This window comes from Kluyvera intermedia (assembly GCF_021440345.1).
In the GTDB taxonomy this organism is placed as follows: domain Bacteria; phylum Pseudomonadota; class Gammaproteobacteria; order Enterobacterales; family Enterobacteriaceae; genus Kluyvera; species Kluyvera intermedia_A.
In genome coordinates this window covers 53423-77750 of record NZ_JAKCNS010000035.1, presented here as the reverse complement: position 1 = coordinate 77750, position 24328 = coordinate 53423, and the positions used below count along the sequence as shown (strand labels likewise).

The window sequence follows — 24328 nt, the reverse complement described above, 5'->3', positions numbered from 1 at the left end:
TGAGCATTCAACAGGAGTCGCAAATGGATTACCGCATAATCATCAAAGAGATCGGACGAGGCAAAAATCACGCGCGTGATTTGGATAAGGATACCGCGCGTAGCTTATACACCCGAATGCTTGCGGGTGACGTACCGAGTCTGGAAACGGGTGCCATTTTGCTCTCGATGCGTATTAAGGGTGAGGGTGAAGCGGAGATGCTCGGCTTTTACGAGGCTATGCAGCAGCAGACGATTCGCCTGACGCCGCCGGTGGGCAAACCGATGCCGATTGTTATCCCAAGCTACAACGGCGCGCGTAAGCAGGCGAACCTCACGCCGCTGTTGGCGATGCTGCTGCACAAATTGGGGTTCCCGGTGGTGGTGCACGGCGTGAGTGAAGATCCCACGCGCGTACTGACGGAGACGATTTTTGAGCTGATGGGCATTACACCAACCCATCATGCCGGGCAGGCGCAGGCGAAACTTGATGGCCATCAGCCGGTCTTTATTCCCGTGGGCGCAATCTGTCCGCCGATAGAAAAGCAGTTGGCCATGCGCTGGCAGCTCGGGGTGCGCAATAGCGCGCACTCGCTGGCGAAGCTGATAACACCGTTTGCCGAAGATGCTGCGCTGCGCTTGTCGAGCGTATCGCACCCGGAATACGTGACCAAAGTTGCCAAATTCTTTAGCGATATTGGCGGGCGTAGCCTGCTGATGCACGGCACGGAAGGGGAGGTTTATGCCAATCCTCAGCGTTGCCCGCAGATTACGCTGATTGATGGGCAAGGTGCGCGGGTGGTTGCCGAGCGGCAAAGCGAACAGCCGGAAGAGCCGGTAGCACTCCCATCAGCAAAAGATCCCGAAACCACCGCCCGCTGGATTGAACGCTGCGTCGCTGGCGTCGAGCCTGTGCCTCAGTCGCTGAAAATACAGCTCGCTTGCTGTCTGCTGGCAGCCGGTGAAGTGAACTCGCTTGCAGACGGTTTAGCACGCGTCGCGCAGGCTTACTAACCCCCGTAGTTTCCCCGGGCGAGCGTCAGCCACCCCGGAAGCGTCACGTCATCTCATTCCCGTTGCTGAATTTTACGCAAAAAAAAGCCCGGCGTGGCAGCCGGGCAAAAAAGGGTATCAACAAGTTCAATGAGGGTTGGAGCACCCGCGAGCGGTCGACTCACGGGGTATAACAGGGTTGGCAATTATTTGTAGATAACTGCAGTACCGCTAACTTTGTTGTTGGTGTTAGCAGAAGTGATGGCGTAGCCGGAAGCACCCGCTGCGGCAGCTTTCTGTGCCAGCTGAGCTTCCATTCCATCCAGAGTGCTTGCGCCGTCTACGGACACAGTACCCATTTCGTTCATTTTCTGTGCCTGGGTCTGGGTGACAGGTTGTGCAGCGAAGGCACCAAATGACAGGGCAGACAGGGCGATTGCGGCAACAGCATATTTAATGTTTTTCATAATTAATCTCTCGCAGGTTATTCCGTTCAGGGGACGATGTTCTGTCGATGTGATAAGTATCACGTTTTTCTTTGGCGGAATAAATCGAAGAGAATTGATGTCGATAATCAAAAAAATTGAATGATTATTAATTTATTGATTATTAATAAAATATTTGCGACATGAATGTGTTTGCGGAAACCTGGATGGTTTTTGCGCTATCGAAGGCACAATTTGCCACTTTATTTGCCAAAAAGCGTGCTCGTAAAGATAATCGATTGCTCTGTATATTACGGTATATATTCGTTATTGAAACTGGTTTTACCGCGTGTGTTCCACATTATATGCTTAGTTGTATGCTGTCAGTAAGTTTTTGTCCCGCTCTTTTTCGCATCCCTGGCGGCCGAGCTTTAGCCCGCGCCGCGCTTTGATTTAACGGCCCATCTTTTTCATCTATTTTGAGTGATATTGGGCGTTTTAGATCTCAGACCATTCCCGCAGCAGGTTGTGGTACAGATTCAGCAGGGAGAGCGCCTCTGCGGATTCACCGTGACGGCTTTTCAGCGACTGGATATTCCCGTCGAGTTCAAACAGCATCGCACGGCGTTTATCATCGCGGATCATCGACTGGATCCACATAAACGACGCCACCCGTACGCCGCGTGTTACCGGCGTAACGCAGTGCAGGCTGCTTGACGGATAGAGCACCAGATCGCCCGCCGGTAGTTTTACCGAATGCTGGCCATAGGTATCGTTGATAGTCAGCTCGCCGCCGTCGTAGCTCGCCGGATCAGATAAAAACAGCGTGGCTGAGAGGTCGGTACGCATCCAGCCGCTGTGCGGATGCTGGCGTACAGCGCCGTCGACGTGGAAACCGTAGGTCTCTTGCTGCTGATAGCGATTAAACAACGGGCTGGAGATGGTTTTTGGCAGCGCGGCGGCGAAGAACAGTGAATGGCGGTTGACCGCCTCCAGCACTTTCGCCTGTAGCTGCGTATAGCGCTCGCTGCGGGTATCCACCTGCTGGTTATTCTTGACCTGAGCCCCCTGTGCACCAACGGTTGCCCGGCCATCTACCCACTCGGCTTGGTTAAGCTCATCAACAAGATAACGGACTTCCTGCTCGCTCAGCACGCCGGGAATACGGTACATCATGGGGTCTCTCCTGAAAAAGAAAGTGGGGCTTGCGCCCCACCGTATAACTTAGAAGTGAACGTTAGCCGTTAACGCGAAGGTTCTCGGTTCGCCTGGGTGGTAGCGATAGCCACTTTTGTTGATAGAAGAAACATAATTGGTATCAAACAGGTTGTAAACGTTCAGCTGCAGGTCAAGCGTGCTGTTGACGCGATAGCCAAGCTTAGCATCGGCAACCCAATAGCTTTCGGTATAGGACGGCGTTCCGACGGCGCCATCTTTACCACGGTGCATGCTGCCAATATAACGCGCGCCTGCGCCTACAGAGATAGCGTCAGTGGCCTGGTACTGGCTCCACAGAGTAAAGGCATGTTCCGGTGTGTATGGCAGCGAGGTGGTGCCATCCTGAGCGACTTCGGCGCCTTCACGTACGGAAGCACGCTGCTGGGTAAAGCCACCAATCACCTGCCATGCTGGCGTGATGTTACCGGCAACGGACAGCTCGTAGCCCTCAACGCGTTTGGTACCGTACTGGGAGTAGGTGCCATCGTCGTTGGCTTCAACATCGTTCTCAATATCCGTGCGGAAGACTGCGGCAGACAACAGCAGACGCTTATCCAGCACCTCCCATTTGGTGCCCACTTCGCTGGTTTTGGCTTTCTGCGGTTTGAAGTCGGTACGGTTAGCGCTGCTACCGGTGCCGCCAGCTGCCAGCGCGAAGTTGCTGCCGCCCGGAGGCTGCTGCGAGATGCCGTAGTTGACGTACACGTTGCCGTTTTGCGTCAGGTGATAGAGCGCGCCGGCTTTCCAGTTAACCAGATTACCTGACTTGGTGGCGTCCACGGTGGTGACAGGGGAGTTTTTCGCCACGCCAGCCGGACAGGCAATCGCACCGCGACTGGTACCGCCGCACAGCGAGGCGCTGTCGTACTCGGTGTGGTAGCTATCAAGACGAATGCCGCCGTTAAGCTCGAAATCCTGGGTAATTTGCAGGGTATCAAAGGCGTAGATACCGAAAGTGTCGGTCTGGCCATTCGAGTTTGCCCCGCTACGCTGCAGGCCGCCCAGCGAGATATTGCTGTTTGGGTTGTACAGGTTTACCGGCGGTGCGGTAAACGGATACACGCCGTAGTTGGTCTGCTGCTCGTGGGTAAATTCCACGCCGGTGCTGATATCGTGCCCGACGGAACCGGTATAGAACTTCGACGTCAGGTTGGTCTGGTTGGTCAGGATCTTGTTGCTGACATCTTTGGTGTTGATGTTGCGCGTCCAGGTCCAGGTATTGACGTTATTCGGGTCAGGCATACCGATATTGCTGGCCCCGCCCATCATCGCCGTCATCATGTAATCTTGCTTGATCTGCGACCAGCGGGTGGTATTGCGGATGGTGGTGGTGTCGTTGAAATCGTGCTCGAAACGCATCGTCGCCGTATTGGTCGTCGAGTCGTCGTAATCCGAGTTGGTGCCATAGAAGTTATGGGTATCGACTTTACCGGAAGAGTTCAGCGCAGACGTTTTGGCGTTAGGCGCGGAGTAGCCCGGCAGGCCGACGGTTGGTACGCCGCCATCCGGCGTATTATTCTGCTTCACGTGCAGATAGTTGAGGTACAGGCGGTTTTGCGTACCCAGACCAAAGGCGATAGAAGGCGCAATGCCGTAGCGCTCATTTTTAACATTATCGCGGCCAGCGTCGTGGGTTTTCTCGCCCATCAGATTTAAACGCACGGCGGTGGTTTCGCCAATCGCTTCGTTAAGATCCAGCGTACCGCGGCGATACCACGCGCTGCCAATGCTTGCTGAGGCATCGATACCCGAGTCCAGACGCGGCTGTTTGCTGATCATATTGATAGAACCGGTTGGCGCGCTGCGGCCATAATCCGAACCGGACGGCCCCTTAATCACTTCAACCTGTTCAGTGTTGAACGTATCGCGGGTGACGCTGCCGATATCACGAACGCCATCAACGTAGATACTGTTAGAGGTATCCGCGCCGCGCATGTAGATGGTATCGCCGGTGGATGAGTTGCCGTTTTCACCGGCAAAGAATGCCCCTACGCCCGGCACGTTTTTCAGCGCGTCGGTCAGGTTGGTTGCGCCCTGATCTTTGAGCACCTGCTCGGAAATCACGGTGACGGTACGGGTGGTATCCGCAATTGGACGGCTAAATTTCGGATCTGCCGATTTAGTTGGGGCATACAGAGAAGGTGCCTGTGCTTCAACGACCAGCGTATCACCAGCGCTCTTCTCTTTACTTTCTTCAGCCTGAGCAGCAGGCGTTAAGCCAAGGCATAATCCGGTGAAAATGGTGAGCGAACTAAAGCTACTGAACGGGGTTGTGCGATTTTTTTCCATATCAATGAGCGTCTTATAATTTTTAATTTACGATGTAAATGATGACAGCCGGGCACGTCTTGTCCCTTTGCCACTGCAGGTTGCTTAATTTTTATTAAATGAATTTGATAATGATTGTGAGAAGCATTATCAAAACGCGTAACTTTTTATCACTCATTGGGCTAAAAATAAATACATTGATTTACATTTTCTTCATTTTCCGTACATGAAAATTACATAATTGAAGGTGTTATCCGCAGTCGTGCCGCTTGCCGGTGGGCGTGAGACGTCCGGATAGTGCACGGGCCTGGCGGTTAATCGTATAGCGTTGCCGAACCAAACAGCTTGTTCTTGCCGCCAGCAACATCCACCACAAAGGCCTTCGCCCCTGCTTGATGCGCCTTATCGGCAAGCTGTCGTTGTAAATCATCCAGGTTGCTGGCACCGCTTACCGTGACGGTGCCAACCGGGCGGAATGGCCCGCTGGGGACGTCGGGAGGTACTGGGCTGGCGTAGGCCGAGAAAGAGAGCGTCGCGAGGATCGTGGCGGTATAAAGCAGATGATGTGTGTTCATGGCATCCCCTCCTGATAGCAACAGGGAATACTTTAATTGTAGGTTGTTCGCAGAAAGGGAAGGGGAAAAATCAGCCGCCGAAACGGCTGACAGGTTCAGCTCTGACGGGCGTCCGGGCGAATTAAATCAAAACGGTGGTTCTCATCGATGGTGTAGTAGGCCGATGGGCCACCGGCTCGCAGCACCGGCTGGGCACGCGCCGTCTGGTAGATGCCATTTTCCAGCAACGATTGTGCAATATGAATACCCACCACTTCGCCGAGAACCAGCCAGGTATCCACGGCGGTGCCGTCCGCGCCGGTGAGTTGAATACATTGCGATAGCCGGCATTCAAAGTTGACCGGGCTTTCCGCAACGCGCGGCGCTTTTACCAGGCGGCTTGGGGCCGCAGTCAGCCCGGCACGGATAAACTCGTTCTCACCGTGCGGCAGGCTGGCAGAACTTTCATTCATCGCCACCGCCAAATCGCGGGTGGTCAGGTTCCAGACAAACTCTTTGGTGTCGACGATATTCTGCACGCTATCTTTCCAGCCGCTGCTGGCGAAACCAATGATCGGTGGGCGATAGTTAAAGCAGTTAAAAAAACTATAGGGTGCAAGGTTAGGGCGGCCTTGCGCGTCAACGGAGGCAATCCAGCCAATGGGGCGTGGCCCGACGATGGCGTTCAGTGGGTCGTGCGGCAGTCCGTGTCCCTGAGAAGGCTGATAAAAATACATGGCACACCTGTCATTTAATCACAGGAATCCAGACTCCCTTATTTACCGCACCGCCGTCAACGGGTATCTTACGCGGCATTAAGACAGGAGAAAGTCATGACTACCCAAAAACCGGGGTTGCATCCGCGCAACCGTCATCATGATCGCTACGATCTGGCTGCGTTGTGTGACGCTTGCCCCGCGCTGAGCGATTTCATTACCCTCAACCCGGTTGGGGAGCAAACTATTAATTTCGCCGACCCGCTGGCGGTAAAAACGCTAAATAAAGCGCTGCTGGCCCATTTTTACGCGGTGAAAGAGTGGGATATCCCGGAAGGATTCCTCTGCCCACCGGTACCGGGGCGTGCTGACTATATCCACCATCTTGGCGATCTGCTCAGCGATGAGCGTGGCGAAGTAGTGAAAGGTGTGAGCATTCTGGATGTTGGCGTTGGCGCAAACTGCATTTACCCGCTGATTGGCGCACATGAGTACGGCTGGCGTTTTACCGGCAGTGAAACGCATCCTCAGGCGTTTGCCAGCGCTCAGGCGATCCTCAGCGCTAACCCGTCGCTGAATCGCATGATTCGTCTGCGTCGTCAGAAAGATCTCACCGCGATGTTTAACGGCATTATTCATAAAAACGAGCAGTTCGATGCCACGCTGTGTAACCCACCGTTCCATGATTCGGCAGCCGCCGCGCGTGCAGGCGGCGAGCGTAAACGTCGTAACCTGGGGCAGGATCGTGACGCTGCGCTGAACTTCGGCGGTCAGCAGCAGGAGCTGTGGTGTGAAGGCGGCGAAGTGGCCTTTATCAAGCAGATGATTGCCGAGAGTAAAGAGTTTGGCCGTCAGGTGATGTGGTTCACCTCGCTGGTGTCCAAAGGCGAAAATCTGCCGCCGTTGTACCGTGCGTTAACCGACGTGGGTGCCGTGAAAGTGGTGAAAAAAGAGATGGCCCAAGGGCAGAAGCAGAGCCGTTTCATTGCCTGGTCGTTTATGGATGACGATCAGCGCCGTCGTTTCCTGGCGCGTAAACGCTAAGAAAAGCGCCGTTTACCCTAGGTGGGATAAACGGCGTTGTATCAGGACACGTGCTGCAGGAACTCTTGCAGACGCTGGCTTGGTGGGTTCTTCACCAGCTCCTGCGGGTTGCCATCTTCGGCGATGCGCCCTTTATCAATAAAGATCAGGCGGGAAGCCACTTTCTCGGCAAAGCCGATTTCGTGGGTCACGATAACCATCGTCATCCCTTCTTCCGCCAGATCCTGCATTACCTTCAGCACTTCATGACGCAGTTCCGGATCCAGCGCAGAGGTTGGCTCATCAAACAGCATCATTTTCGGTTTCACCGCCAGAGCACGGGCAATAGCCACGCGCTGCTGCTGGCCGCCGGAAAGTTCGGAAGGGTAGTGATGCGCACGTTCGGCGAGGCCAACCTTGGCTAACAGATCTTTGGCCAGCTTCTCGGCGTCGTCTTTTTTCAGGCCGCGCACGCGGGTTGGGCCAAACATCACGTTTTCCAGCGCCGTCAGGTGCGGGAACAGGTAGAACTGCTGGAACACCATCCCGGCTTCCTGACGAATCAGGCGCTCATCCACTTTCGGGTCATTGACCTTCAGACCATCAACGAACAGATCGCCGCTGGTGATTTCTTCCAGTTTGTTGATGCAGCGCAGCAGTGTCGATTTACCGGAGCCCGATGGCCCGATAATAACTACCACTTCCCCTTGTTTGATATCGAGGTCGATATTGTGCAGCACCTGGGTTTGACCAAAGTGCTTAGAGACGTTTTTAAATTCAATCACAGGATTTTCATCCTTCTTTCAAGAATGCGGAGCACGATATTCAGTACCTGAGTGATGATCAGGTAGATGACGCCTACGGCGGTCCAGATTTCCAGCGCACGGAAGTTGCCAGCAATGATTTCCTGCCCGCTACGGGTCAGCTCGGCGGCGCCGATCACGATAAACAGTGACGTATCTTTGATACTGATAATCAGCTGGTTGCCGAGTGCCGGCAGCATACGACGCAGCGCCAGCGGCATAATTACATGACGGATGGTTTCACGACGTGAGAGACCTAGCGCCAGTCCTGCTTCACTGAAGCCTTTATGAATCGACAGTACCGAGCCGCGGGTGATTTCCGCGATGTACGCACCTGAGTTGATCATGATAGTGATCACCGCCGCGGTGAAGGTATCAATGCGGATATCCGGGAAAGCCATTGGCAGGGCAAAGTAGATGTACATCACCTGCACAACAATAGGCGTGCCGCGGATCACTTCGATGAACACGAGGGCTACGTGGTTGGCTATCCAGCCACCGTAGGTGCGGGCTAAGCCTGCCAGCAGGCCGATAATAATACCGCCTGCCAACCCGAGGACCGAGATCCACAGAGTCATTTTGGCGCCGTCCAATAAAATTGGAATGGCAGGCCAGATGACGCTCCAGTCAAACTGCATAGTAAGTATTCCTGTTACCGTGGTTTTTCAAAAACAACAGGGGCGAAAGGTCGCCCCTGAACTAATCAGTCATTCTTAAGAATAATTATTTTGGCTCAGTACCGAACCATTTTTTGTAAATTTCGTTGTAGGTGCCATTCTCGCGCAGTGTTTTCAGCGCGCCGTTCACTTTCTCACGCAGATCGTCGCTGCCTTTCGGGAACGCGATACCGTACTGCTGTGCTTCCAGTGACTCACCGACCGCTTTGAACTGACCGTTACCGGCGGTTTTGATGAAGTACAGAATGTTTGGCGTGTCGTGCAGAACGGCGTCAGCGCGGTTAGTGCCTAATTCCATATACGCGTTGTCGATGTTCGGGAACTGGCGCAGATCTTTGGTTTTGATATTCGCTTTCGCGTAATCAACAGAACCGGTACCGCTCTTCACCGCGACCACTTTGCCATCCAGATCTTTTACGCTCTTGATGTCGTTGTTATTGGTTTTCACCATGACCAGCAGGCCGCTTTTGTAGTATCCGTCGGAGAAGTCGATCGCTTTTTTACGTTCGTCAGTAATCGTGATACCGGCCAGCGCCAGATCGATATTTTTTGTCTGCAGTGCAGGAATGATGCCGCTGAAGTCCATTGGCTTCAGGGTGTAGTTCAGCTTCAGCTCTTTGGCGATAGCGGCCCACAGATCCACGTCGAAACCGACGTATTTGTCACCCTGTTTGAATTCAAACGGAACGAACGCGGTGTCCGTTGCCACAACCAGTTGTTTCTCAGCTGCTTGAGAAGAAACCGCAAAAGCCAGGGTGAGTGCAGCCAGTGAAACTTTAAACATTGACTTCATAGCATTTCCTTTTATATCCACGGGGCGATCCCCTGCGAGAACAATCGGCTTATGAAAAAATCGTGCCAACTTCACAATGCATTGTTTCTTAACAGATAATGTTTTTCTCACTGCACAAAATTGGCAGGATAAATGTCCATACGCACCATGTCAGGGCACCAAAATGGTGCATGAAAGGTGCATTGTTAAGTACGGTGTTTTTTAGCGCAAACGCAGGGGAGAAAACAATCTTTTATTAACGATTGTGTGAGGTGACTATTACAAGTTGTTTACTTTGACGAGGTTTTTGACCATTTGGCTGCACTTTTTTAGTGCATTTACTCCCGGCCGGTGAGGCCGGGAGGTCATTGCGTTTACTTATGGTTATTCAATATTCGCTTCGATGAACCACAGGAATTTATCCAAATCGCGGGAGGCGGCGGTGAGGATATCGGCGGTATCTTCGTCTTTCGCTTCGGTAACGGCTTTACGCACATCGTTGGCGACAATCGCGTAACGTTCGGCCAGCTCTTTCAGGTGATCCTGTACGCTGGTGATATCCAATGGATAGCTTTTCAGCGGAGTTTGCGCGTTGATAACCTGGGTGGTACCCAGCGCAATACCGCCAAGCTGCACGGCACGTTCAGCCATGGTGTCCAGATGGTCGGTTAGCGCGGTGCGGAAGCCGTCCAGCATCTCATGGACGGCGATGAAGTTGGCGCCACGCATATTCCAGTGCGCTTGTTTAGTAATCAGCGACAGATCGATAAATTGCAGAACCTGACGGTTGAGTAACGCAACAGTAGCCTGTTTTTCGCTTTCCGGAACATCGTTACGCGTATAGAGAAGTTGGGCGTTTTTAGTTTTGACCAGTTTTGCAGTACTCATAATCATATATCCTCTTAAGCTGATACACCGATAAATGCAGGTGTATTTGCGTCCTTATGAATTAACGAAAATAAGTATAGCACCGTCACCGGTGGCGTATTTTTGGTTGTGCCTATAGGTTTGATAGTGAGTGCATTGTGATGGGGTAAACTTGTTATTAAACAGATGGTTACTTATCGAGTTTTGATTTGTGTATATTTTTTAAATATGCTTATTGATCTCAGGCAAATAACCACGCTGTTTTTGTTGAATATTATGCATAGTGGTACACACTATGCATAATAAATAGAATTATCCGATATCGACCTTTTCGATCTTTGTTTCCTGACGCATCGTCAGCGTTGACCCCATCGATGCCATAATAATGGCGCCCAATGCCAGCGTCTGGCTAAACGTTAGGGTTTCGCCAAGGAAGACCAGGCCGGACAGCGTGGCGATCGCCGGTTCCATACTCATCAATGTACCGAATGTGCGGGTAGGCAGACGGGTTAAGGCGATCATCTCAAGCGTATAGGGCAGGGCGGTAGAAAGAACGGCAATCGCCAAACCTATCGGCAGCAGCGACCAGTGCCACAGCGCCTCGGTGGCCTGAAACGCGCCGAGTGGGACAAACACGATGGCGGCGATCAGCGACCCCATTGCGACCGTTGCAGGCCCATGTTCCTCGCCCGCACGGCGTCCGGCCAGAATATAGACGGCCCAACCTGCGCCGGCGCCCAGCGCCAGCAGCGCACCGGTTAAATCAACGTGTTCCACGTCCTGGCCCAAAGGCAGCAGGAACCACAGGCCGGCAACCGCCAGAATCACCCAGATAAAATCGACCGGTCGGCGTGAGGAGAACAATGCCACGGCCAGCGGACCGGTGAATTCGAGCGCCACCGCAATGCCTAACGGAATGCGCTGCAAGGAAAGATAGAACAGATAGTTCATTGCCCCGAGGGACAAACCGTAGAACAGCAGCGGCAGACGCTGTTCTTTTGCAAAACGCAGTCGCCACGGTTTAAAGACAACCACCAGGATAAGCGTGCCCAGCGCCAAGCGCAGGGCGGTAACGCCGGGAGCACCAATCAATGGAAACAATGATTTAGCGAGAGATGCACCGCTTTGGATGGAGATCATCGAGATTAAGATGACCAGTATAGGTAACCATGATGGTAGCTTGCGAGACGTGCCAGACATCTTATTCCTGTCAATTTTTGTCAAATGAGGTAAAACCGGCAGTGTAATGGAAATAGTGCGAGACGGTTGAGGATTTGTTGAAAAAAAAACGACATGGAACGAGTAGAATTTGCTTAGTCGATGATTATTTCGTCTGTCAAATTAGGAATTGTCTGGAAAGTGGCGTGATGTTTTTACCACGACCGTGATGAAATTTAACGTGAAAATACGTTATTAATGAAAGGGATATCGATAGATGGAAAAAAATTGTTACATCAAAGATGCCCTTAGACATCATCAGGCCGAAAGAGTTTCTTAACAATTTTTGATATATTTAAAACTTAGGACTTATTAGAAGCACATTTGAGGTGGTTATGAAAAAAATTGCATGTCTTTCAGCACTGGCCGCAGTTCTGGCTGTTTCCGCAGGTACTGCCGTAGCTGCAACTTCCACCGTTACCGGTGGTTACGCTCAGAGTGATATGCAGGGCGTCGCTAACAAAGCTGGCGGCTTCAACCTGAAATATCGCTACGAAGCTGACAACAGCCCACTGGGTGTGATCAGCTCCTTCACCTACACCGAAAAAAGTGACACCCAGAACGGCGTGTACACTAAAGGCCAGTACTACGGCATCACTGCTGGTCCAGCTTACCGTCTGAACGACTGGGCAAGCATCTACGGTGTAATTGGTCTGGGCTACGGTAAAGCACAGGGCAACCAGTTCCCAATCAACGACAGCACCAGCGACTACGGCTTCTCTTACGGCGCTGGCCTGCAGTTCAACCCAATCGAAAACGTTGCTCTGGACTTCTCTTACGAGCAGTCTCGCATTCGTAGCGTTGACGTTGGTACCTGGATTGTTGGTGCAGGTTACCGCTTCTAATCACTTCGGTGATAATAAAAGGGGTCATTATGACCCCTTTTTTAATGCCCTTTTTAAACCACTTTCCCGCCAGATTCAACCATCCCCCCAGTTAGCTTGCCCAACATCAGCGTCGCTGCACGGCCGTACGCCAACGAAATGACCCACCCGGTGATGAGAACAGTATAGTCATGCAACGTTTAGGCTAGGCGCCATCCGTCAACCTGAACGCCAGGCCAACGGATAGCGAAAGAGGAGGCGGCATGATTAGCTTTTAGGATCAAAGAGATCGGTCTTGAGCGTATCGTAGTCCACTTTTTGTAACTGGAAGTTGGTAATGAACACTTTCCCGGCTTTTTGCTTCGAGATAAAACGATACTTCGGCGCGATCTCTTTGGTCTGAATGCCGGTCCACTGCGAGAAGAAGCTCAGGAAATCGTTGGCCGAGCGGCGCGCTTTAATCACGTTGTGCGTTTTGTCGTCGCTTGAAAGCACCATGAATGGTACCTGGAAGTTCTGCTGATATTTATCGTCATGCGCCAGGTACTGCACCGCTTTACCGCGCTCTTTAAATGCCAGACCGTGGTCGGAGAAATAGACCAGCGAGAAGCTGTCGGTGCTACTGCGTAGCTGCGTGTACAGCTGACTCAGCAGGTTGTCGGTTTGCGTCATGGTGTAGAGATAGCATGAGGTCTCTTTTGACTGCACAAACTGCGCATACTTACCTTGAGTGCGGTCGCAGGCCTGCGGGTGTGAACCCATCAGGTGTAGAACGATTAGCTGCGGCTGGCTGCGCTGGGTCGAAAGCACCTGCTCGGTCATTTTCAGCAGCGCTTCGTCGCGGGTATTTTTGTCGGCTTCAAAATCACCGCTTTTCAGGAAGTGGGCTTCATCCGCGCGTTTCGCAATGCTGGCGATTGCCGTGTCATATTCGCCAATCTGTCCCTGATTGGAGAACCACCAGGTTTGGAAACCCGCGCGGTTTGCCAGCGTCACAAAGTTATCCTGATACAGCGGCTTGCCATCGACGACCCGATTGAGCGTCAGGCCAAGCGATTTTTGCGTTGAGCCACTGGCAGCGATGTAGTCAGTGAACAGATTGCCGTTAACCGTGCTGGCAAACGGAGTGTTATCCCAATGGCCGCCAAATGCGCCGAGGGCATCGCGGCGCGCGCTCTCGCCAATCACCACGACATAAGTGTGATACTTCGGCTTCACCGCAACCACGTTCCAGGTGTCTTTGACTCCGGAAAGTTCGGCCATGCGCTTTTGTTCATCCAGCACTTCGTTATTGTTGACGATAATGTCTTTCACAAAGCGAAATGCCGGGTAGCCGCTGTCTTTAAGTTTAAAGACGCCGCCGTAGAGCTGATTTTGAATCGGCTGCACAAAAAAGACGCCAATGCTGAACAGCAGGCACAGCGTATTCATCAGATTCCAGCGCGTTTTTGCCGCAGGTTTGCGTCGAACGGCAATGACCCCAAGTACAAAAATAAACAGGCCGACCAGGTAGCTGTACCACGGGAAAATAGTGAAGATTTCCGTCGACTCTTCCATGTTGGTGGAATGCAGCGCCAACAGGGTGTTGAAGTTGGGTGCGCCGTAGGCCGTGCTGAACGGGAAATAGAGCGCGGCGACGAGTGAATAAACCCCCAGAATCACCTTTTGCACTTTTGGCAGCGTGCGCCACAGCAAATGTAGCACGCAGGTAAACGCCACCGCATACAGCAGACTAAATGGATAGCCCAGCGCCAGGTTAATTAGAATCGATTGTAAAAAATAAAATCCCGTCCACGGGCTTATAGCAAGCCCACGTGCGGCAAGGGTGTCTTTCAGGGTTAGATTCATAAATCGCAACTATAAAAACGCCATGTGCGTCCCCTGGCGTCAAGGGTTCTTTATTGACCAGACAATGCGTGAAGAGGGGGATGCAAAGTACAGGGCTGCAAGAAGATAAAGCCAGCTTATTATTGGGTCAACTGCTGATAACGAAATGTTTTGGGATGGCGATTACAAAACCAGAAAATAAGCGGGGATTTAGGGCGCAAACGGGTAGCTTGCCAGCGGATTGTGACAGGATGATGAAGCGGCGTCGCGACGCCGCTTAGCGGGACGGAGTGTCCTGTGGTGGCTTGCTGTTGAACAGGTCGCACAGCATACCGATTAACATCAAGCGTACTTTAAAAGGAGAGTGGCTAAACACGCTGATACACCTCTTGAATTCGTTCATGGTTCCTCCTGCATTCAGCTCGTCAATCCTTGATGAGCGTTCGTATTACATACAGATATAGCACAGGCTATATTTTATAGCTATGGCTAAAACGTTAAATTTTTGTGCTCGGGTCACAATCCATTACAATGGGCTCACTTGATATGACGCGTTCAGGCGTCACACATGATGAGGAAGTTCTATGGGTCGTCGCGCAGGTACGCCAATAACAAAAAAAGTGACGCAGCTAGTGAATGTCGAAGAGCACGTTGAAGGGTTTCGTCAGGTGCGTGAAGCGCACCGTCGGGAGCTGATTGACGATTACGTTGAACTGATTTCTGATTTGATCAACGAAGTCGGCGAAGCGCGTCAGGTTGATATGGCGGCCCGTCTGGGGGTGTCTCAACCGACCGTCGCCAAAATGCTTAAACGTCTGGCGGGCGTAGGGCTGATTGAACAGATCCCATGGCGCGGCGTATTTCTGACTCCAGAAGGTGAGAAGCTGGCGCAGGAGAGTCGCGAACGCCATCAGGTGGTGGAGAACTTCCTGCTGGTGCTGGGCGTCAGCGCCGATACGGCCCGCCGCGATGCGGAAGGCATTGAACATCATGTCAGCGAGGAGACGCTGGACATGTTCCGTCAGTTTACCCAAAAGCACGGGCAATCGGCTGAATGAACCTCCCTTTTATACGGTCGCTGATGGGCGACCGTTTTTTACATCTGCTGATTCTCATCGGCGTTGGGCTGAGCTTTTTTGTTCCCTTTCGGCCCGCCAGTTGGCCCGCAGCCATCGACTGGCACACCATTATTACCTTAAGCGGCCTGATGCTGCTGACCAAAGGCGTGGAGCAGAGCGGCTATTTTGATGTCCTGGGGCGCAAAATGGCGCGTCGCTTTGTCACCGAACGCCAGCTGGCGCTGTTTATGGTGCTGGCTGCGGCGCTGCTTTCTACTTTTCTGACCAACGATGTGGCGCTGTTTATCGTGGTGCCGCTGACCCTGACCTTGAAAAAATGGTGCGCGTTGCCTGTCAACCGGATGATTATTTTTGAGGCGCTGGCGGTCAACGCCGGGTCGCTATTAACGCCTATTGGCAACCCGCAAAATATTCTACTGTGGGGCCGTTCGGGTTTATCGTTCCCGGCCTTTACCCTGCAAATGCTGCCGCTTGCGCTGGCGATGATGGCGACGTTGCTGGTGCTGTGCTGGTTCTGCTTCCCGGCGAAAAAGCTCGATTTTCAGAGTAGCGATCGCACACCGAGCTGGCAGCCGCTGCTGGTGTGGAGCTGTCTGGCGTTCTACATCATTTTCCTCGCCGCGCTGGAGATGAATCAGGAGCTGTGGGGGCTGGTTATTGTTGCCGTAGGTTTCCTGCTGCTGGCGCGTCGCGTGGTGTTTAGCGTCGACTGGACGCTGCTGCTGGTGTTTATGGCGATGTTTATTGATGTGCATCTGCTGACCCAGCTTCCGGCGCTCAATCAATCGCTCAGCGGTGTCGGTGCGCTCTCCAACGGCCAGCTATGGCTGACGGCGATTGGCTTATCGCAGGTGATAAGCAATGTGCCATCAACCATTTTGCTGCTGAACTACGTGCCACCGTCGCTGCTGCTGGCCTGGGCGGTAAACGTCGGTGGATTCGGCCTGCTGCCTGGATCGCTGGCCAACCTGATTGCTCTGCGTATGGCCGCAGACCGGCGCATCTGGTGGCGCTTCCATCTCTACTCAATTCCCATGCTGTTGTGGGCGGCGGCGACCGGCTACGGGCTGCTGTTGATCCTCCACTGATCCCTCCCGGGCGAGCGTTGACCGCCCGGGAAATCCACTTTGATCTCACAAAAATCGATCCTCGCGGTTGCGGATTATTTCGTCTTCCGGTTATATGACTAGTCATGAACTTTAAATGACTAGTCATATAGGAGCCAAACTATGAAATCATCACTGCCCGCCAACTTCCTGTGGGGCAACTCGGTGTCCAGCATGCAGACTGAAGGGGCGTGGAATGAGGGCGGTAAAGGGATGTCGGTTTACGATATTCGCGAGCCGAAAGAGTTTGCCTCCGACTGGAAGGTGGCGACGGATTCCTACCACCGCTTCGAAGAAGATTTTGATTTAATGAAAGACCTGGGCATGAACTGCTACCGCTTCCAGATTGCCTGGAGCCGCGTCTGCCCAACCGGCGATGGTGAATTTAATGAAGAGGGCATCGCCTTCTACGAGCGCTTTATCACCGGGCTTCTTGAGCGCGGCATTGAGCCGATGATCTGCCTCTACCACTTCGATATGCCGCTGGCGCTGGCGGAAAAATACAACGGTTTCACCGACCGTCGCGTGCTGGAAGCCTTTATCCGCTACGGCAAGAAAATGATTGATTGCTTCGGCGACCGCGTCACCTGGTGGCTGACCTTTAACGAACAGAACCTGTATCACATGCCGGAAGCCTTCCTGATTTCCGGCTATATGCGCGGCGATAAAACCCTGCGCGAGCTCTATCAGATTCAGCATCATGTGATGATGGCGCATGCGCATCTGACCCATTATCTGCACCAGACCAAACCGGGCAAACTGATGGGCGGAATGCTGGCACACGCTCAGGTTTATCCGGCAACCTGCAAACCGCGCGATGTTTTCTGCGCCCAGCAGCTGGATGAATTCTTCAACCAGAACCTGCTGCGCGCCTTTGCCGGTGAAGGCTACAGCCCGGAAGTGATGCACTTTGTTGATAAAGCGGGGCTGCGCGATATCTATCTTGATGAGGATCTGGCGGTGCTGGCGACCATGAAGAACGACTACATGGCGTTTAGCTACTATGCCAGCCGCACGCTCGACAGCGATCCGATTCCAAAAGACACGCCGGTCAACAACTACATGCTGTTCGGTGATAAGCCGAATCCGCATCTGAAAGCCACTGAATGGAACTGGCAGATCGATCCGCTCGGTTTTCGCAGTATCATTACCCGTTACTACAACGACTGGCGCTTGCCGGTATTCCCAATTGAAAACGGTATTGGGGTCATTGAGTCGTGGGACGGTGAGAACCAGATTGCTGACGATTACCGCATTGCCTACCATCGCGACCATATCAACGCCATGAAAGAGGCGATTTTTGAAGATGGCGCGCAGGTGATTGGCTACCTGGGCTGGGGGCTGATTGATATTCTTAGCTCGCAGGGCGATATGCGTAAGCGTTACGGCGTGGTGTACGTCAACCGTGAAAACCACGACTTAAAAGATTTAAGCCGCGTGCCGAAGAAAAGTTATGCATGGTTGAAAAAGGCCATTCACAGCAACGGCGAAGAGATGTAATCACAGAAAAACAGAGGCGGGTGATGGCAGCGAAGTACATCGCGATAGCGCGGGAAATTAAAAAGCGGATCATAAGTCGGCAGTATCCTGCTTCTGACCCTCTGCCGGACCAGTTTGCGCTGGCGGCAGAATTTGGCACCAGCCGTATGACTATCCAGCAGGCCATGCGCCAGCTGATAGTCGAAGGGCTGGTCTATACCCGCCAGGGGCAGGGCACTTTTGTGCGCAAAAACTTCCTCCAGCTTTCGCAGTGGGATGTGCCCGGCAGCGATTATGCCGGTGCGACGGAAACCTGGGGGCACCTGGGAACGGTTGAAAGCCAGGTGGTACGTTTTGAACTACGTTTCCCTACCGAGAAAGAGCAGGCTTCATTGCTGATTAACGCCGATGCGCCGGTCTACGATTTTGTTCGCCTGCGTTTGCTTAACGGCGAACCGCTGTCGTTGGATATCACGGTGATGCCGGTATCGCTGGTGCCAGGGCTGAGTAAGGCGCATCTGGAAAGCTCGGTGTTTCGCTACGTGCAGGACAATCTCGGGCTAAAAATGATGGGCTCCTACCGCGTCGTTCGGGCGATAAAGCCGGATGAACTGGACCAGCAGCATCTGAGCTGCGAGCCGGGCGATCCAATTCTGGAAGTGGAGCAGGTTATCTATCTGGACGACGGGACGCCGCTGGAGTACGCGCACTGCCACTATCGTTACGATCATGGCGGCATTGTGATTGTGAATAACAGCTAAAAAAAATGGCGGGTGATTAACCCGCCATTTTCTATTTTAAAGCCGACTTAGTTCAGACGAACCGGCATCCCGGAACGGTTTTTAACCGCCTGGTCAACGATGCTCTGGTCAACGTCAGACTGGCCAGTCACTTTCTGTACCGCCTGAGTCAGCGCGATTGGCACAATTTCACCACCTTCGAACTGCGCTTCTGTGGTGGACAGCGGGTTGTGAACTTCAATGAAGCGGCTGCCATCTGGCTCGGTGGTCGCTTTCACTGGCTCATCAATAAACTGGACACGGGTGCCAACCGGCACGTTCTGGAACAGGAACTTGATGTCTTCGTTACGCAGACGCACACAGCCGTGGCTTACGCGCAGACCGATACCGAAGTTGGCGTTGGTGCCGTGGATAGCGTACAGACGACCGATATACAGCGCGTACAGCCCCATAGGGTTATCCGGGCCGGCGGGAACAACGGCTGGCAGCGGGTTGCCTGCGGCGATGTATTCCGCGTGCATTTTCGCCGTTGGCGTCCAGGTTGGACCGGCTTTCTTACGTTCTACCTTGGTCGTCCAGTTGATTGGCGTATCTTTGCCCAACTGGCCGATACCGATTGGCAGCACGATAACGGTGTTAGTGCCTTTCGGGTAGTAGTACAGACGCATTTCTGCGCTGTTAATGACAATACCTTCATGCACGGTATCCGGCAGGATCAGCTGCTGAGGAATATTCAGCACGGTGCCGCCTTTTGGCAGGTAGGTATCCACGCCAGGGTTTGCTTCCAGCATGTTAGACAAACCCATCTGATACTGGGCCGCGAAGTATTCCAGCGGTTGCTTATTGTTGTCAGGAATGGTGATGACCTGGTTCTGACCGACAATGCGGCTGCCGTTGGTCGGCAGCGGATACGTTACCGCAGATGCCGAATTACAGAAGCCCACGACAGCAAGCGCCGCAGCGAAAATCGTTTTTAATTTCATGTTCATGTGTGCGAGGTATCAGTGCCTTACGGCGGTTGTTTAGGAATTTACCCTGTTAGTAGGAGCGCATTATATGTGCATTCCTTGTCGCATGGAATTCGGATGTGTACTAAATCACATTTTTTTCACTTCAGTTACAGTTTAGCGTCTTGCGATGGCGGGCGCTTTTTATTCGGAATTGTGGCACAATAGGCGGTTTGTCACATTCTTCAGGATACTCCCGTGTTAGTTACCAGCAACGTCACCATGCAGTTTGGCAGTAAGCCGCTGTTCGAAAACATCTCCGTCAAATTTGGCGGCGGCAACCGTTACGGCCTGATTGGCGCTAACGGGAGCGGCAAATCCACCTTTATGAAAATCCTCGGCGGCGACTTAGAACCGACGCTGGGCAACGTTTCCCTCGATCCGAACGAACGCATCGGTAAGCTGCGCCAGGATCAGTTCGCCTTTGAAGAGTTCACCGTGCTTGATACGGTAATCATGGGTCACGGCGAGCTGTGGGAAGTGAAGCAAGAGCGCGACCGCATCTACGGTCTGGCGGAAATGAGCGAAGAAGATGGCTACAAAGTGGCCGACCTCGAAGTGCTTTACGGCGAGATGGACGGTTACTCCGCGGAGTCCCGCGCGGGCGAACTGCTGCTGGGCGTGGGTATTCCCGTTGAGCAGCATTACGGTCTGATGAGCGAAGTCGCACCGGGCTGGAAACTGCGTGTGCTGCTGGCGCAGGCGCTCTTCTCTAACCCAGACATTCTGCTGCTCGATGAACCAACGAACAACCTGGACATCGATACCATCCGCTGGCTGGAGCAGACGCTCAACGATCGCGACAGCACCATGATTATCATCTCGCACGACCGTCACTTCCTGAACATGGTGTGTACCCACATGGCGGATCTGGACTACGGCGAACTGCGCGTGTACCCAGGTAACTACGACGAATACATGACCGCGGCGACTCAGGCGCGTGAACGTCTGCTGGCAGATAACGCCAAGAAAAAAGCGCAGATTGCTGACCTGCAATCCTTCGTTAGCCGCTTTAGCGCCAACGCCTCTAAATCTCGTCAGGCCACCTCTCGTGCCCGTCAGATTGATAAAATCAAGCTGGATGAAGTAAAAGCCTCCAGCCGTCAGAACCCGTTCATCCGCTTCGAGCAGGATAAGAAACTGTTCCGTAACGCGCTGGCGGTGGAAGAGCTCACCAAAGGCTTTGATAACGGTCCGCTGTTTAAGAACGTTAACCTGCTGCTGGAAGTGGGTGAAAAGCTGGCTATTCTCGGCGCGAACGGCGTGGGTAAATCCACCATGCTGAAAACGCTGGTGGGTGAGCTCGAAGCCGATCATGGCACCGTGAAATGGTCCGAGAATGCGCAGATTGGTTACTACGCGCAGGATCACGCAGAAGATTTCGATAACGACCTGAGCGTGTTCGACTGGATGAGCCAGTGGAAACAGGAAGGCGACGATGAGCAGGTGGTCCGTGGTTTCCTCGGCCGTCTGCTGTTCAGCCAGGACGATATCAAAAAGCCGGCGAAAGTACTGTCCGGTGGTGAGAAGGGCCGTATGCTGTTCGGTAAGCTGATGATGCAAAAACCGAACATCCTGGTGATGGATGAACCAACCAACCACCTGGATATGGAATCTATCGAATCGCTGAACATGGCGCTGGAAATGTATCAGGGCACCCTGATCTTCGTTTCCCACGACCGTGAGTTCGTCAGCTCGCTGGCGACCCGCGTGATTGAAATTACGCCTGAGCGCGTGGTGGACTTCACCGGTAACTACGAAGATTACCTGCGCAGCAAAGGTATCGACAACTAAGTTGTTTTCCCCCGGTGCGGGTTCGCCGCACCGGGGGCATTATTCTCCCCATCCATTTTTCTTTCATATCCTCCAACCTTCCTGCAATACACCACTAACTCCTTTTTCGCCCCATATTTCCTGCACAATGTTGTGAAGAATGACCCTTATCGATGGAACGTTATGGTGAACGGGTTGGCGGATAGCAACGCCCGGCGTATTAATGATGATGGTGGGGAACCGGCACCGGGTAGCCGTTGGCGGTATAGGTGTTGTTGCTGCTAAAGGTGCCAGGGCTATAAACCTGGGCAATCGAACCGTCATTCTCGTCTGCTGAAAAACGGCTAAGCGCGGTCGTTTTTACCGTAGCGCTCGCTGCGACGGCCTCCGGCGAGGGTTTCTCCTGAAAAGCCAGCGCGCTCGTTGAACTGAGAACAAGAGCAACCGCAAGAACGGGTAATGTTTTCATGATGAATGTCCGCGAGTGAAAGATAACTATCACGTTATCTGTCCGCCATCAAAAACGCCATGTGCTGTTACACACATGGCGTACTTTGTTACAGCTGGACAAAAAACAGCTTTACGCTCACCCGAGCGGTGAAGAGATTAGTTCCGTACCCACTCGCAGGCGGCAACGCCATTAATCAACAGCTGGCGTTTCTCACCCGCAGGCAGCGTGACCTTCAGCGCTTGCCACGCCGGGCGGTAATCCCCGCGTGCGTTGACCTTCAGGTCGATAGTACTGCCGGTGCAGACCATCTCCCAATCCAGCCACAGCGCATTGCCTTCTTTATAGCCCCAGGATTCACCGTCATCTTCGAACAGCTGACCGCTGGTTGAACCCACGCCTTTAACCGGGAACAGCTTGAGTTCGCGGCTGGAATCTTCGGCGGCGTTAACATAGGAGATACGCTCGCTGAGTGGCAGACCCGCGCCCGCGCGGACCAGCAGCGGCAGTTTCTCCAGCGGCGCATCAATCACGATATTTTGACCGCCGGAGAACCACTCGCCGGTATAGAAATCATACCAACCGTGCTCATTGTCGGGCAGACATACCGGACGCTGGCGCTGGCCTTGTTCCACCACGCTTGCCACCAGCAGGTCACGACCCAGCAGGAAGTCATCGCACTCGGCGAAGGTATTTTCATCATGCTCGTGGTCGAGGAAGGTTGGGCGCAGCATCGGTTCATCATCAGCGTGTGCCTGCCACAGTAAGGTGTAGAGGTACGGCATCAGACGGTAGCGCAGCTCAATGGCTTCGCGAATGCATGGGGTAATGGCTGGATACATCCACGGCTCGTTGACCGTATGGTCGTCGTTCCATGAGTGGATGGTAAAGCGTGGGTGCATCACCCCGTTTTGTACCCAGCGGACAAACAGTTCCGGATCTGGCTTATCGCCGGAGAAGCCGCCCACGTCGTGGCCCAGGTTGTACAGCCCTGACAGGCTCATGCCCAGCCCCATACGGATGTTGTAGCGCAGGGTATCCCAGTTGGTGCGGTTATCGCCGCTCCAGGTTTGCACGTAGCGCTGCATCCCGGCGCAGCCGGAACGGGAAATCAGGTACGGGCGTTTGTTTGGCGCAAAACGCTGCTGCGCTTCCAGCGAGGCGCGAATCATCAACAGCGGCATTACCGGGCGAATGTGTTTGATGGCAATTTCGTTGCCAAAGCCATAGCAGCGGGCTTCGCCATCCCATACTTCAAACTCGTTGTTATCGTTCCAGGTGGAATCAATGCCTTGCTCCAGCAGCTGCTGGGTCACACCTTCCTGCCACCAGGTCACGGTTTTCGGGTTGGTGAAATCGAGGTGTGAGCCTTCATCATCCCAGAAGCTGGAGCGTTCCGGACCGTCGCTTTCGGAATCACGGATAAAGAGCCCGCCTTCGGCTACTTCCCCATAGCGCGGGTGATCCTGCAGCAGGCACGGCTTGATGTTGGCAGCCAGATGCAGGCCTGCATCGTGAAACGCCTGGCTCATCACCTTCGGCTGCGGCACTTTGTCGTAGTTCCAGTTGAACACGTAGCGCTTGCCGTTTATAGAGGTGTAGCCGGACGATAGCTGGAACGAATCGCATGGAATTGCGTGCTCGTCGCACAGGCGAATAAAGTTCATCAGCTGGTTTTGCGCGTCCGGCGCATCGGTGTAGTGCATCGTCGAGCCGCTGTAGCCGAGGCTCCATTTCGGCCCGAACAGGGTTTTCCCGGTCAGACGGACAAATGACTTGGTGACGTCCAGCACGCGCTCGCCGGTAAACAGATAATAATCGATATCACCAGCCTCGGCCTGCCAGCGGCGATAGGCGGTGTGGTAGTTATCAATTTCATTCCCCAGATCCAGCCAGCAGCTGCTGAGGTTATCGTAAAACAGCCCGAAGCTCACATCGTCACGGCGGGTGATGGTGAACGGAATATGCTTGTACAGCGGGTCGGTGCTGACGGCGTTATAGCCCATGGCGTCAAGGTTACGCATCTCGTAACGTTTGCCGCCGCGCTGCAGGTCGCCCGCTTTATCGCCCAGGCCGTAAAAACGCTCGTCCTTACGACGGCTCTGGTAGTGCGCCACGCCGTCGCCATGGGCGTTGACCAAATAGGCGCTGGTTGGACGGTCGCTCACCAGCGGCTGCCATGCACCTTCTGCATTGCGGTAGTGCCACTCAATCCACAGCGGCTGGTGGACGGTCGCGCGCAGGGATTCGGTGGCTACTACTATCGTGTCGTCCTGCTGGCTGAGCGTCCAGCCGGGCAGGGTAAAGCCGCTGAGATCCTCGCGATCGCGACCTTCCCACGGAACATCCTGCGCCGGGGCAATGCTCCAGGTGCGATTCAGCGCCAGTTCGCCTTTGCGTTTTAACAGCACGCGAAACAGATTCTCTTCCAGTACGTACAGACACAGCGTGTGCTGGCCATCAACGCTCAGTTCGACGTGATGGGTTGACTGTTTTTGCAGGGTCCAGTTTTTCAGCGTTTTCATGTTTACAT

At 53.5% G+C, this 24328-nt stretch carries 23 protein-coding genes; 8 read left to right on the top strand and 15 right to left on the bottom strand.

Features of this window, described 5'->3' with window-relative positions:
* The first annotated feature begins 23 nt into the window (after window positions 1-23).
* Window positions 24-992 carry a DNA-binding protein YbiB gene (gene ybiB, locus LZ634_RS11015; RefSeq protein ID WP_234504944.1) on the top strand — a complete coding sequence of 323 codons (969 nt, stop codon included), beginning with the start codon at window positions 24-26 and terminating at the stop codon, window positions 990-992.
* A gap of 185 nt (window positions 993-1177) precedes the next feature.
* Here the strand turns inward: ybiB and ybiJ are convergent, their stop codons facing one another.
* From ybiJ to LZ634_RS10990, 5 genes are all read right to left on the bottom strand, one after another.
* Complete coding sequence (ybiJ, locus tag LZ634_RS11010; RefSeq protein WP_234504943.1) at window positions 1178-1438, bottom strand: DUF1471 family protein YbiJ; 261 nt, start codon at window positions 1436-1438, stop codon at window positions 1178-1180.
* A 456-nt stretch (window positions 1439-1894) separates the two neighbouring features.
* Window positions 1895-2572 carry a PKHD-type hydroxylase YbiX gene (ybiX, locus tag LZ634_RS11005; RefSeq protein WP_234504942.1) on the bottom strand — a complete coding sequence of 226 codons (678 nt, stop codon included), beginning with the start codon at window positions 2570-2572 and terminating at the stop codon, window positions 1895-1897.
* A gap of 48 nt (window positions 2573-2620) precedes the next feature.
* Window positions 2621-4903: a catecholate siderophore receptor Fiu gene (locus tag LZ634_RS11000; protein ID WP_234504941.1), complete on the bottom strand. Its 2283-nt coding sequence runs from the start codon at window positions 4901-4903 to the stop codon at window positions 2621-2623.
* Between the two features lie 293 nt (window positions 4904-5196).
* The gene (locus tag LZ634_RS10995; protein WP_234504940.1) at window positions 5197-5457 is read right to left on the bottom strand and encodes a YdgH/BhsA/McbA-like domain containing protein; all 261 of its coding nucleotides are present in this window, start codon (window positions 5455-5457) and stop codon (window positions 5197-5199) included.
* A 95-nt stretch (window positions 5458-5552) separates the two neighbouring features.
* Window positions 5553-6173 (bottom strand): flavin reductase family protein, encoded by a 621-nt coding sequence (locus LZ634_RS10990; protein WP_234504939.1) that lies wholly within the window; start codon window positions 6171-6173, stop codon window positions 5553-5555.
* 96 nt (window positions 6174-6269) lie between these two features.
* On the opposite strand from LZ634_RS10990, the gene rlmF reads away from it, so the two are divergent.
* Window positions 6270-7196 carry a 23S rRNA (adenine(1618)-N(6))-methyltransferase RlmF gene (gene rlmF / locus LZ634_RS10985; protein WP_234504938.1) on the top strand — a complete coding sequence of 309 codons (927 nt, stop codon included), beginning with the start codon at window positions 6270-6272 and terminating at the stop codon, window positions 7194-7196.
* A 41-nt stretch (window positions 7197-7237) separates the two neighbouring features.
* On the opposite strand, the gene glnQ is transcribed toward rlmF, so the two are convergent.
* The 5 genes from glnQ to rhtA all read right to left on the bottom strand — a co-directional run bounded on the left by glnQ (window position 7238) and on the right by rhtA (window position 11494).
* Window positions 7238-7960: a glutamine ABC transporter ATP-binding protein GlnQ gene (glnQ, locus tag LZ634_RS10980; RefSeq protein WP_234504937.1), complete on the bottom strand. Its 723-nt coding sequence runs from the start codon at window positions 7958-7960 to the stop codon at window positions 7238-7240.
* The gene (gene glnP, locus LZ634_RS10975) at window positions 7957-8616 is read right to left on the bottom strand and encodes a glutamine ABC transporter permease GlnP (protein WP_052284749.1); all 660 of its coding nucleotides are present in this window, start codon (window positions 8614-8616) and stop codon (window positions 7957-7959) included. Before glnP ends, glnQ begins: the two co-directional genes overlap by 4 nt.
* Before the next feature lie 85 nt (window positions 8617-8701).
* On the bottom strand, window positions 8702-9448 hold the full coding sequence (gene glnH, locus LZ634_RS10970; protein ID WP_234504936.1) for a glutamine ABC transporter substrate-binding protein GlnH: 747 nt from the start codon (window positions 9446-9448) through the stop codon (window positions 8702-8704).
* Between the two features lie 363 nt (window positions 9449-9811).
* Complete coding sequence (gene dps, locus LZ634_RS10965; protein ID WP_234504933.1) at window positions 9812-10315, bottom strand: DNA starvation/stationary phase protection protein Dps; 504 nt, start codon at window positions 10313-10315, stop codon at window positions 9812-9814.
* 291 nt (window positions 10316-10606) lie between these two features.
* Window positions 10607-11494 (bottom strand): threonine/homoserine exporter RhtA, encoded by an 888-nt coding sequence (rhtA, locus tag LZ634_RS10960; RefSeq protein WP_234504930.1) that lies wholly within the window; start codon window positions 11492-11494, stop codon window positions 10607-10609.
* Between the two features lie 353 nt (window positions 11495-11847).
* Between rhtA and ompX the strand changes: the two genes are divergently transcribed.
* Window positions 11848-12357 (top strand): outer membrane protein OmpX, encoded by a 510-nt coding sequence (gene ompX / locus LZ634_RS10955; RefSeq protein WP_234504918.1) that lies wholly within the window; start codon window positions 11848-11850, stop codon window positions 12355-12357.
* Between the two features lie 246 nt (window positions 12358-12603).
* Here ompX and LZ634_RS10950 read toward each other — a convergent pair whose 3' ends face one another.
* Window positions 12604-14184, bottom strand: a complete 1581-nt coding sequence (locus tag LZ634_RS10950; protein WP_234504917.1) for a phosphoethanolamine transferase — start codon at window positions 14182-14184, stop codon at window positions 12604-12606.
* 256 nt (window positions 14185-14440) lie between these two features.
* Entirely contained in the window at window positions 14441-14566 is a 126-nt protein-coding gene (gene mntS, locus LZ634_RS10945) for a manganase accumulation protein MntS (protein ID WP_234504915.1), read from the bottom strand.
* 181 nt (window positions 14567-14747) lie between these two features.
* Between mntS and mntR the strand changes: the two genes are divergently transcribed.
* The 4 genes from mntR (at window position 14748) to LZ634_RS10925 (ending at window position 18588) form a co-directional block, all read left to right on the top strand.
* The gene (mntR, locus tag LZ634_RS10940) at window positions 14748-15221 is read left to right on the top strand and encodes a manganese-binding transcriptional regulator MntR (protein ID WP_234504913.1); all 474 of its coding nucleotides are present in this window, start codon (window positions 14748-14750) and stop codon (window positions 15219-15221) included.
* The gene (locus tag LZ634_RS10935) at window positions 15218-16330 is read left to right on the top strand and encodes an anion transporter (protein WP_234504910.1); all 1113 of its coding nucleotides are present in this window, start codon (window positions 15218-15220) and stop codon (window positions 16328-16330) included. Before mntR ends, LZ634_RS10935 begins: the two co-directional genes overlap by 4 nt.
* 141 nt (window positions 16331-16471) lie before the next feature.
* A complete protein-coding gene (locus tag LZ634_RS10930) occupies window positions 16472-17848 on the top strand; it encodes a glycoside hydrolase family 1 protein (protein WP_234504908.1) in 1377 nt (458 codons plus the stop codon).
* 23 nt (window positions 17849-17871) lie between these two features.
* The gene (locus tag LZ634_RS10925) at window positions 17872-18588 is read left to right on the top strand and encodes a GntR family transcriptional regulator (RefSeq protein WP_234504906.1); all 717 of its coding nucleotides are present in this window, start codon (window positions 17872-17874) and stop codon (window positions 18586-18588) included.
* A gap of 47 nt (window positions 18589-18635) precedes the next feature.
* Here the strand turns inward: LZ634_RS10925 and ldtB are convergent, their stop codons facing one another.
* Complete coding sequence (gene ldtB, locus LZ634_RS10920; protein ID WP_234504904.1) at window positions 18636-19556, bottom strand: L,D-transpeptidase; 921 nt, start codon at window positions 19554-19556, stop codon at window positions 18636-18638.
* Between the two features lie 216 nt (window positions 19557-19772).
* On the opposite strand from ldtB, the gene LZ634_RS10915 reads away from it, so the two are divergent.
* On the top strand, window positions 19773-21368 hold the full coding sequence (locus LZ634_RS10915) for an ABC-F family ATPase (protein ID WP_234504902.1): 1596 nt from the start codon (window positions 19773-19775) through the stop codon (window positions 21366-21368).
* Between the two features lie 199 nt (window positions 21369-21567).
* On the opposite strand, the gene LZ634_RS10910 is transcribed toward LZ634_RS10915, so the two are convergent.
* Window positions 21568-21816: a hypothetical protein gene (locus LZ634_RS10910; RefSeq protein ID WP_234504900.1), complete on the bottom strand. Its 249-nt coding sequence runs from the start codon at window positions 21814-21816 to the stop codon at window positions 21568-21570.
* A gap of 137 nt (window positions 21817-21953) precedes the next feature.
* Window positions 21954-24320, bottom strand: coding sequence for a TIM-barrel domain-containing protein (locus LZ634_RS10905; RefSeq protein ID WP_234504898.1), 2367 nt, complete (start codon window positions 24318-24320; stop codon window positions 21954-21956).
* Between the last annotated feature and the right edge of the window lie 8 nt (window positions 24321-24328).